Source organism: Streptomyces sp. NPDC006197, from assembly GCF_040613865.1.
In the GTDB taxonomy this organism is placed as follows: Bacteria; Actinomycetota; Actinomycetes; order Streptomycetales; family Streptomycetaceae; genus Streptomyces.
Genome location: NZ_JBEXSZ010000095.1, coordinates 21,447 through 31,354 on the forward strand (window position 1 = coordinate 21,447; position 9,908 = coordinate 31,354).

8 protein-coding genes and 1 pseudogene are annotated in these 9,908 nt (G+C 73.2%); 2 read left to right on the forward strand and 7 right to left on the reverse strand.

All coding sequences use genetic code 11. From position 1 onward, the window contains the following. Positions 1 to 80: 80 nt before the first annotated feature. Both ABZ318_RS26165 and ABZ318_RS26170 read right to left on the reverse strand, forming a co-directional pair. Complete coding sequence (locus ABZ318_RS26165; protein WP_356904912.1) at positions 81 to 698, reverse strand: isochorismatase family protein; 618 nt, start codon at positions 696 to 698, stop codon at positions 81 to 83. A gap of 53 nt (positions 699 to 751) precedes the next feature. Then, positions 752 to 1,639, reverse strand: coding sequence for an MBL fold metallo-hydrolase (locus tag ABZ318_RS26170; protein WP_356904914.1), 888 nt, complete (start codon positions 1,637 to 1,639; stop codon positions 752 to 754). Positions 1,640 to 1,844: 205 nt separating this feature from the next. Here ABZ318_RS26170 and ABZ318_RS26175 point away from each other — a divergent pair, with 205 nt between their 5' ends. Then, positions 1,845 to 2,534, forward strand: a complete 690-nt coding sequence (locus ABZ318_RS26175; RefSeq protein ID WP_356904915.1) for a TetR/AcrR family transcriptional regulator — start codon at positions 1,845 to 1,847, stop codon at positions 2,532 to 2,534. Between the two features lie 21 nt (positions 2,535 to 2,555). Here the strand turns inward: ABZ318_RS26175 and ABZ318_RS26180 are convergent, their stop codons facing one another. From ABZ318_RS26180 to ABZ318_RS26200, 5 genes are all read right to left on the reverse strand, one after another. After that, positions 2,556 to 3,695 (reverse strand): twin-arginine translocation signal domain-containing protein, encoded by a 1,140-nt coding sequence (locus tag ABZ318_RS26180; RefSeq protein WP_356904916.1) that lies wholly within the window; start codon positions 3,693 to 3,695, stop codon positions 2,556 to 2,558. A 164-nt stretch (positions 3,696 to 3,859) separates the two neighbouring features. Further along, positions 3,860 to 4,510 (reverse strand): thymidine kinase, encoded by a 651-nt coding sequence (locus tag ABZ318_RS26185; protein WP_356904917.1) that lies wholly within the window; start codon positions 4,508 to 4,510, stop codon positions 3,860 to 3,862. 41 nt (positions 4,511 to 4,551) lie between these two features. Beyond that, complete coding sequence (locus tag ABZ318_RS26190) at positions 4,552 to 5,757, reverse strand: nucleotide pyrophosphatase/phosphodiesterase family protein (RefSeq protein ID WP_356904918.1); 1,206 nt, start codon at positions 5,755 to 5,757, stop codon at positions 4,552 to 4,554. Next, positions 5,757 to 6,353, reverse strand: coding sequence for a DUF5998 family protein (locus ABZ318_RS26195; protein WP_189804644.1), 597 nt, complete (start codon positions 6,351 to 6,353; stop codon positions 5,757 to 5,759). Before ABZ318_RS26195 ends, ABZ318_RS26190 begins: the two co-directional genes overlap by 1 nt. 67 nt (positions 6,354 to 6,420) lie before the next feature. After that, a complete protein-coding gene (locus ABZ318_RS26200) occupies positions 6,421 to 9,393 on the reverse strand; it encodes a GNAT family N-acetyltransferase (protein ID WP_356904919.1) in 2,973 nt (990 codons plus the stop codon). A 185-nt stretch (positions 9,394 to 9,578) separates the two neighbouring features. Between ABZ318_RS26200 and ABZ318_RS26205 the strand changes: the two are divergent. Then, positions 9,579 to 9,815, forward strand: a pseudogene (locus tag ABZ318_RS26205) (HPr family phosphocarrier protein); the annotation flags it as partial. Positions 9,816 to 9,908: the final 93 nt, after the last annotated feature.

The window sequence follows — 9,908 nt, forward strand, 5'->3', positions numbered from 1 at the left end:
GAACTCCGGGTGCCGGCCCGTACCGACGGCGACGCCGGGGCCCCGGCAGGGGCCGGGGCCCCGGCACTACCGCCCGGGTGTCATCCCACGGGCGCCGGGTCGACGAGTTCGTCGACCGTGCGGGCCACCGTGCCGAACAGGTCCCGGACCGTCGTGAGGCTCGCGGCCTGGAGGGCCGCCGCCGGCAGGACGGTGCCGTCCGGGGCCTCCAGGGGGCGGGTCGCGGTGGCCTCGGCGACCACGGTCGGCCGGTGGCCGAGGTTGAACGCGCCCTGAGCGGTGAAGAGGACGCACATGTGGGTCATGAAGCCGGCGATGACCAGGTCGCCGCTCACACCGAGTTCCTTGAGGGTCTCCTCCAGGTCCGTGGCGTGGAAGGCGTTGGGGAACTGCTTGACGACGACCTTCTCGCCCTCGACCGGGGCGACTTCGTCGCTGATCGAGCCGATCTCGGCCCGGATGTCGTACGGGGTGCCCTCGCCGCCGTCGTTGACGACGTGGACGACCGGGGTACCGGCGGCGCGGGCGGCGGCGAGCAGTCGGGCACCGGCGGCCAGGGCCTCCTCGGCACCGTCGAGCCGCATGACGCCGGTGCGGTAGGTGTTCTGGAAGTCGACCATGATCAGGGCCGATTCGCTCAGGCGGGGCAGTTCCCGGGGCAGGCCGATCACATCGCGCAGGGTGGTGGACGCGGTCATGGAGGTTCCTTTCACAGAGGTGGAGAGGGAGGAGTCACGGGTGTGACGGGGGGTCACGAGAGGCTCTTCTTGGTGCCGTCGGGCGCGAGGTCGACGAGCTCGGAGGCGATGCCCCGGTCCTGGAAGGCCTTGACCAGGGACCGCGTGTCCTCGGAGTAGATGTTCCAGCTGTCGGTGTGCACCGCGACCACCTTGCGGGGGGCGAGGTCCTTCGCCACCTGGGCGGCGCCGGCGGAGGTGAGGGTCAGCGGGGCGTTGTCGAGGATCGCGGGGGTGCGGGCGGCGCCCGCGAAGAGGACGGCCGTGTCGATGGGGCCGATCTCCTTCCTGATCCGGTCACCGAGCTGCTTGGCGACCTTGACCGAGGCGTTGTCACCGGAGATGTAGGTGGTGGGGACGCCCGCACCGCTGAGGACGAAGCCGGTGACCTCGCCGTCGGCGCCGCGGTCGACGCCGTCGGGCCCGTGCAGGGCGGGCACGGCGGTGACCTCGACGGTGCCGTCGGCGGTCTTCAGCTCGTGCGAGTCCCAACTGCTCATGCCGGTGACGTGGTCGCCGAGCCGCTTCCGCGCGCCGGGCGTGGACAGGACGACGGGTACGTCCCTGAGGAAGGCGCGGCCCTTGTCGTCGAGGTTGTCGTCGTGCTGGTCGTGCGAGAGGAGTACGGCGTCGATCCTGCCGAGCTCGTCGACGCCGAGCGCGGGGGCCCGCGTCTTCTCCAGGCCGCTCTCGTACTTCTTCGGCTCGTCGAAGGTCGGGTCGAGCAGGAGGCGCAGCCCGCCGACCTCCAGGAGCGTGGTCGGCCCGCCGATGTGCGTGGCGGTGAACGGCCGGCTGGGGGCGGTGTCCTCCTCCGTGCCGCCGCAGCCGGCGAGGAGGACCGCGCTCGCGGTGGCCGCGACGGCACCGGAGGTGACGCGACGGAACGTCGAACGGCTCATGGGGAACACCAGCTCTCTCGTTGCGAACAGTCGGAAGGCCGAACAGTCGGAAGGCCGAACGGTCGGAAGGCCCGGGAGCGGCCCACCCCCAGACGTTTGCAACGCTAACACAGTTCGTAATCATTGATTACAAGCCCTGGCGGCCACGCCCCCTCCCGCCCGCGATTCCCCAGGTCCACGCTGTTAGCGCTGTTATCGTGAAGGCATGTCGACGGCACGAGAGCGCATCCTGGAAGCCACCGAGGAACTGCTCGCCACCAAGGACGCGCTGGCGATCTCGACCCGGGCCATCTGCGACCGGGCGAAGGTCGGCATGCCCGAGATCTACCGTCAGTTCGGCGACAAACAGGGGCTGTTGACCGCCGTCGCCGACATCGGCTTCGAGCGCTTCCTCGCCGAGAAGCGGCGGAACCCGCTCACGGACGATCCGGTGGCGGACCTGCGCACGGCCTGGGACAGCCACGTCGCGTTCGCGCTCCGCAATCCGTACCTCTACCGCCTGATGTTCACGCCGACGGGCGACGCCAAGCCACAGGCCATCAAGGAGGCGCAGGCGATCCTCCTGACGGCCGTCGAGCGCTGCCGCGACGCCGGGCGCCTGCGCATGAGCCCTGAACTGGCGGGTCAGTCGATCCTCTCCGCCAATGTGGGCGTGTGCATGATGGCGCTGTCCTTCCCCGACCTGTTCGGGGGTTCCGACATCTCACCGGCGGTGCGGGACGCGGTGATCGACAAGGTCACCGGCGACGAGCGCGAGGACCCCCGCCTCGGGACGGCGACCGTCCTCGCCCAGGCCCTGGTCGGCACCCTGGCCGGGACGGCGCCGCCGAGCGCCTCGGACCTCGACCGGCTCATGCGCGCGCTGCGTCCGCCGAACGCGGCCCCCGAGGCGTAGTTCCCCTGCCCGGAACGAGGATCAGCCCCGCGCCGGGATGCCCCGCCGGGAGAAGGGGCAGGCCTCACCGGAGCCGAAGGAGGCCGGATGCGCCGCCCCGTCGGCCCTCTCCGCACCGAGCCGGTCCAGGATCTCGTCGGCGAGGAGATCCTGCGGGCCCTTGAGCGCGTCCGCCGCGGCCCGGTCCGAGGGGAAGACCAACTCGGCCGCGATGTTGTCCTGCACGATCCGGGCGAGGTTGTCGAGGGCCACGAAGACCGGGTCCGAGGGCGGCTCGGCGGCCGGCAGATCGATCAGGTGAGTGGCCACCTTCGCCGGGTTCATGCACGGCTTGATGATGATCGAGTTCTGGTTCAGTACGGACGTGGCCCACTGGGACAGCACCACGGTGTACAGGTCCTGCCACGCCTCCTCGCCGATCCTGGACCGCCACCTCCGCAGGAGGCCTTCCACTCCGGCGATCTGGGCCTCGGCCGCGTACTTCATGTTGGTGCGGATCCCCTCGTACACACGGACGGAGAAGTCCTCGAACGACTTGATGTCGAAGGACCCGGCCGCCACGGCGACGTCGATGAACCCCAGGGCGCCGTCGAGCACCTGGCGGCAGGAGACCACCATCTCCGGCGGGATGCCCGCCTCTTCGAGCTGCCGGCGGGCGGCGGTCAGCGTGGCGGCGTACTCCTGGAGCGGAGCGACCCAGCCGGTGGACCCGGCACCCCTGAACGCGACCATCTCCAGGTCGTGCGCGTCGATCCGCTCGGCACCGGGGAGGTTCGGGACCTTGTCGCTCAGGTGGGGCGCGATGATCGAGTACACGCCGAGCGGCACATGGCTGACGGACTTCGCCAGCTCGAACACCTCCCCCACGGGGTGCAGCGACTCCCGCGTACCGTCGTGGAGGAGCGTGAACCTTCCTCCCTTCGCGTCGTTCTGCACGACGATGACGGGACTCAGGCGCGTGATCAGGTCGGACTTGAGCGCGGCGTAGTGCGCCCGCATGCCGCGGTTGACCGCCACGATCGCGTCATGGGCCCGACTCCGCCGGGGCGCGGGGGCGATGCCGTCCTCACCGCCGGCCGAGGCCCCTGCCGGAGGCCCTCCGAGGGTCGCCGCGACGCCGGTCGCGGTGGCACCGCCGAGGAAACTTCTGCGTGTCGTCATCTTCCGCCTTCCATGGGGCGCGCAGGGCACCGGGCTTCCACGGGGAAGCTTCCGACGCGCCGGTGGTCCTGGCGGAAGGACAACGATCCCGGGCGCCCGCGCGCATCGGTCGCGGAGGAAGGAGGCTCGGATCCGGGCGGAGGCCGCCACCGGCCGGGCCGGGGTCAGGCGTTGGCGACCGGGAGGACGTCCGGCGAGAGGGCGCCCGCGCGGGCGGAGGCCGAGGTGGCCCGGCGGCGGTGGTGGCGGCGGCAGAGGACCTCGTAACCGATCTCCTCCGCCGGACGGTTCACGTCCCCGACGACGACCTGCTCGCCCTCGACGACCATCTCGCCGCCCACCGTGCGGGCGTTGTGCGTGGCGCGGGCGCCGCACCAGCACAGCGCCTCGACCTGGAGCTGCTCGATCCGGTCCGCCAGCTCGATCAGCCGCTGCGAGCCCGGGAACAGCTTCGTGCGGAAGTCCGTGGTGATCCCGAAGGCGAAGACGTCCAGGTCGAGGTCGTCGACGATGCGGGCGAGCTGGTCGATCTGCTCCGGGGCGAGGAACTGGGCCTCGTCCACGATCACGTAGTCGGCCTTGCCGCCCTGGGAGAGCTGGGTGACCAGATACGCGTAAAGGTCCATGTCCCGGGGCGCCTCGACCGCCTCCGTCACCAGGCCGAGCCGGGAGGACAGCTTGCCCTCGCCCGCCCGGTCGTCGCGGGTGAAGATCACGCCCTGAAGCCCCCGCGCGTCGCGGTTGTGGGCGATCTGGAGCGCCAGGGTGCTCTTCCCGCAGTCCATGGTTCCGGAGAAGAAGACCAGCTCGGGCATGACGGAACGGGGACCTTTCGGGTCGTGGGGGGAGGTGGGGGTCAGGAGCGGACTTCGAGCAGCGGGACGAGCTGCTCGGCGGGGGTCATGGACCCGTGCATGCCGGCCATCGCGGACTCGTTGGGCTCGTTGACGGAGGCGGTGATCGCCACGTCGTCGTGGGCCGCGACGACGACGTCGCCGATCCGGCCGTACACCCGCTCGTCGACCTCGGCACCGAACCAGCCGAGGGAGATCGCCTCGTCCCGGCTCGCCACCCAGAACTGCTCGCCGACGACCTCGCGCCAGCAGGTGCGGACGTCCGCCTCGGCACCGGGCACGGCGTAGACGTGGCGGGCCCGTCCCTCGCCGCCGAGGAGGGCGACGCCCGCGCTCAGCTCCCAGTCCTCGTCGAAGTCGATGCGGTGCTGCTCGTCGAAGGGGATGTCGACCATGCCGTGGTCGGCCGTGACGTACAGGGCCGAGCGGGGCGGCAGCTGCTCGGCGAGCCGCTGCACGAGCCGGTCGACGAACATCAGCTGGCCGCGCCAGGCGTCGGAGTCGATGCCGAAGCGGTGGCCGGCGCCGTCGAGTTCGCTGTAGTACGTGTAGACCAGCGAGCGGTCGCCGGCGGCGAGCTGCTCGGCGGCGAAGTCCATGCGCTCCTCGCCGGAGAGCCGCCCGTGAAACGTTCCGCCGCTGAGCGCGACCTTGGTGAGCGGGGTCTGCTCGAAGATCGGGGACGACACCTGGGCGGTGTGGATCCCGGCCTCGTGGGCGAGCTGGAAGACGGTGGGGTACGGCTGCCAGACCTGCGGCGCGGTCCACGGCTTCCAGCGCAGCTGGTTCATCAGCTCGCCGGTCTCCGGGTTGCGCACGGTGTAGCCGGGCAGTCCGTGCGTCCCGGGGTGGCGGCCGGTGCCGACGGAGGCGAGCGAGGTCGCGGTCGTGGCGGGGAAGCCGGCGGTGACCGGGCGGCCCGTGCCGCCCCGCGAGGAGCCGAGGAGCGAGGTCAGGTACGGGGCCTCGTCCGGGTGCGCCTTGATCTGCTCCCAGCCGAGCCCGTCGATCAGGAAGACGCAGTTCCGGTCGGCCGGGGCCAGCTCCGCGATCCGCGCCTCGAAACCGGGCACGCCCTGGCCCGCCACGAGCGTCGGCAGCAGGTCGCCGAGGGAGCCGGAGGCGTACTCGGGCACCGGCGCGGTCTCCGGCGCGAGCGGGACGGGGTCGTCGGGCCAGCCGTGGGTCACGGCGGTCGGCTGCACCATCAGCGGGTGGGCGCGGCGGTCGCCGCGATGGCTTCGGAGAGGGCCTGGGCGAACGCGAGGGTCTGCCGGACGGTGTCCGGGCCGTCGCCGGCCTCGCTCACCCGGAGGCTGAGGTCGTCGGCGGTGGCGTTGCCGGTGTAACCGTGGTCGGCGTCGCAGTTGGCGTCGCCGCAGGCGGCGGGCTCCAGGTCGATGCGGGAGACGGCACCCCAGCCGATGGTGAGGACGACCTCGCGGGGCAGCGTGCCCGGCGTGTACGACTCGGGGTTGGCGACGACGCGGCTGACCACGACCGACGAGATCCGGTCGAGCTTCACGGACTCGGTGGAGGTGGTGGCGTACGGCGTCGGGGAGCTGGTGTCGGCGGCCTGCTCGTCGGTGTGGCTGACGATGAAGCGGTGCGGCGTCAGGACGAGGACGGTGACGTGGCGCCGGACCTCGTTCGCGTCGAAGGTGGTCTCCTGGTGGACCACGTACGACGCGACGGCCTCGCCACCGACGGCGGCCTCCACCGCCTCGGCCACGAGGGCCGGGTAGTAGCCGCTGCGCTCGATCGCCGCGCGCAGCCCCTGGGTCGTCGTACCGCTCTTTGCCATGGGCTCCATCCTACGGGGCCGAGGGGCCCCCTCAGGCCCGTCCGCGACGGGGCGGGCCCCGCGGGCCTCAGTAACGCGGCAGGCTCCGCGGCCCGAGGTCGGTGCGGGGCGCGGGCGGGGCCAGCCGGACGGTCGCGCCGAGGACGGAGAGCCCGCGGGGCGCCACGACCACCGGCTCCAGGGAGACCGCGACCACCTCGGGGTGGTCGTCGACGAGCCGGGAGACCCTCAGCAGCAGCTCTTCGAGGGCCGGGGTGTCGACCGGGGCGGAGCCGCGCCAGCCGAAGAGCAGCGGGGCGGTGCGGAGGGAACGGACGAGCTCGGCGGCGTCCCGGTCGGTGGCCGGAACCAGCCGGTGGGCCGTGTCGCCGAGCAGCTCCGAGGCCGCGCCCGAGAGACCGAAGGAGAGGACGGCGCCGACGGCCGGGTCGATCGCGGCGCGGACGACGGTGTCGACGCCCCGGGGCACCATCGCCTGGACGACCGGCTGGAGCTCCTCCGGCTTGCCGAGCACCTCGGTGACCTCGGCGTACGCCGTGCGCAGCTGCTCCTCGGTGGCGAGGTCCAGCCGGACACCCCCGAGGTCGGGGCGGTGGCGGAGGTGGGGGGCGGTCGTCTTGAGCGCGACGGGGTAGCCGAGCCGGGCGGCGGCCGCGACGGCGGCGTCGGGCCCGGGCGCGGGGAGGGTCGGCAGGACGGTGATGCCGTACCGGGCGAGCAGCGCCCCGGCCTCCTCGGTGTCGAGGGTCACACCGCGGGCGTCCACCTCGCCGGCGCCGAGGACGCCCTCGATGAGCGCGGCGGCCCCGGCCTCGTCGATGTCCTCGTACTCGGGCACCCGCCCCGGATCGGCGGCCTGCCGCCGCCACTGCCCGTACCGCACGGCCTCGGCAAGGGCCCGCACGGCCCGCTCGGCGGCGGGGTAGGCCGGGATGGCAGCGACCCCGACGGAGCCCGGGGAGGCCTCGGGAGGAAACACGTTCCCGGCGGGACCGGGGCCGGGGCTAGGCGGGGCGGCTGGGGATGCGCCGGGGCTCGGCGGGGCAGCCGGGGACGCGCCGGGGCCCGACGGCCCGGTTCCCGGAGGTGCGGCGGCCGGGGCCCGGCCCGTCGCGGCCGGTCGGACACTCGCCGCCGCGGTCGGCCTCGTGCTCGTCGCCGCCGCGAGGGCCTCCGCGAGGCCGCCCATCTCGACGTGGACGACGACGACCGGCTTGGTCGGCGCGGGGGCGGAGGCGACGGCCTCGCGGAGGGCGGCCGCGAGCACCTCGCCGTCGCCGAACTCGGTGGCCCCGTCCTCGCCGACCCAGGGGATCGCGTTGACGACGACCGCGTCGGACGTCTCGTCGGCGAGCGCCGCCACGAGCGCGTCCCGGAAGTCCGCCGGGACCGCCGCCGTCGTGAGGTCGAGCGGCCGCAGCGGGCGCAGCCCCTCGGTCAGGCAGGCGTCGTACGTGAGGAGGCCGAGCGACTCGGAGTTGCCGAGGATCGCGACCCTGGGCCCGGCGGGCAGCGGCTGGGCGGCGAGGAGCAGTCCGGCGTCGACGAGTTCGGTGACGGTGTCGACGCGGATGACCCCGGCCTGGCGGAGCAGGGCGGAGACCGTGGCGTGCGGGATGCGGGTGACCGGCACCCGGTGGCCGGGCGGGGCGCTGCCGCTGTGCCGGGCGCCCTTGACGACGACGACGGGCTTGACGGCGGCGGTGCGGCGGGCGAGCCGGGTGAACTTCCGCGGGTTGCCGATCGACTCCAGGTAGAGGAGGACGACGTCGGTGCCGGGGTCGTCGTACCAGTGCTGGAGGAAGTCGTTGCCGGAGACGTCGGCGCGGTTGCCGGCCGAGATGAAGGAGGAGAGCCCCGCGCCGCGCCGGTGCAGTCCTGCGAGGAGGGCGATCCCGATGGCGCCGGACTGGGTGAAGAGCCCGATCCGCCCGGCTCCCGGCATCTGCGGGGCGAGGGAGGCGTTGAGCCGGACGTCGTCGGCGGTGTTGATGATCCCGAAGGCGTTGGGGCCGATGATCCGCATGCCGTACGAGCGGGCCTGCCGTACGAGCTGGCGCTGGCGCTCGCGCCCGGCGGCCCCGCTCTCGGCGTATCCGGCGGAGAGCACGACGAGGCCGCGCACCCCGTGCTCGCCGCAGTCCGCGACGGCTTCGGGCACCCGCTCGGCGGGGACGGCGACGACGGCCAGGTCCACCGGCTCGCCGATGGCGCCGACGGAGGGGTGGGCGGGGACGCCGTCGAGCTCGGTCTCTCCGGTGAGCGCGGCGTTCACCGCGTACACCCGTCCCGTGAAGCCGGCGCCGAGGAGGTTGCGAAGCACCGTCCGGCCGACGCCGCCGGGTGCGCGTCCGGCGCCGACGACGGCGACGGACCGGGGGGTGAGGAGGCGCTGCACGGAGCGGGCCTCGGCGCGCTGCTCCCGCGCGCGCTGGACGGCGAGGGAGCGGTCGGTCGGTTCGAGGTCGAGGTGGAGGCGGACGGAGCCGTCCTCGAAACTGCGCTTCTGGGTGTAGCCCGCGTCGGTGAAGACCTTGATCATCTTGGTGTTGGCGGGGAGCACCTCGGCGGCGAAGCGCCGGATGTCCCGCTCGCGCGCGACCGCCGCGATGTGTTCGAGGAGGGCGGAGGCGACGCCCCTCCCCTGGTGCGCGTCCTGGACGAGGAAGGCGACCTCGGCCTCGTCGGCCGGAGACGAGGCGGGCAGTCCGCGGGCGTCGATGCGGTCGTAGCGGACGGTGGCGATGAACTCGCCGCCGATGGTCGCGGCGAGCCCGACCCGGTCCACGAAGTCGTGGTGGGTGAAGCGGTGGACGTCCTTGGCGGACAGACGCGGGTAGGGGGCGAAGAAGCGGTAGTACTTCGACTCGTCCGAGACCTGCTCGTAGAAGCTGACGAGCCGGTCGGCGTCGTCGGCCGTGATGGGCCTGATGCGCGCGGTGCCGCCGTCGCGGAGCACCACGTCCGCCTCCCAGTGGTCGGGGTAGGCGTGCTCCGGTGGGGCCTGTGGTGCCGGTGGCTGCTCCGACGCGCTCTGCATGGGGCCAGACTACGGCCGCGACACGACTGCGGCACCGGTCGCGGGGCGGGTGCGCGCGATGCAAGGTGTTGCAAGGTGGGAGGGGCCGAAGTGCGGTCCACTCCGGACCGAAGGTCGGCGTGAGCACCGCGCAACCCGTGAGAGACTGGTCTAGACAACCCGCTTGAGACTTGAAGGGCAACACCATGGCTGAGCGCCGCGTCAACGTCGGCTGGGCCGAGGGCCTGCACGCCCGCCCCGCGTCCATCTTCGTCCGTGCCGCCACGGCTTCCGGCGTGCCGGTGACGATCGCCAAGTCCGACGGCACCCCCGTGAACGCCGCCTCCATGCTCGCGGTGCTCGGTCTGGGCGCGCAGGGCGGCGAGGAGATCGTTCTCGCTTCGGAGGCCGACGGCGCCGAGGCCGCGCTCGACCGCCTGGCCTCCCGGCACCGCTACTGGGGCGACCAGATGCGCGACGGCCTGGTGCAGGCCTTCGAGCGCTCCTACCGGGGCAACCGCGCGCCGCTGATCATC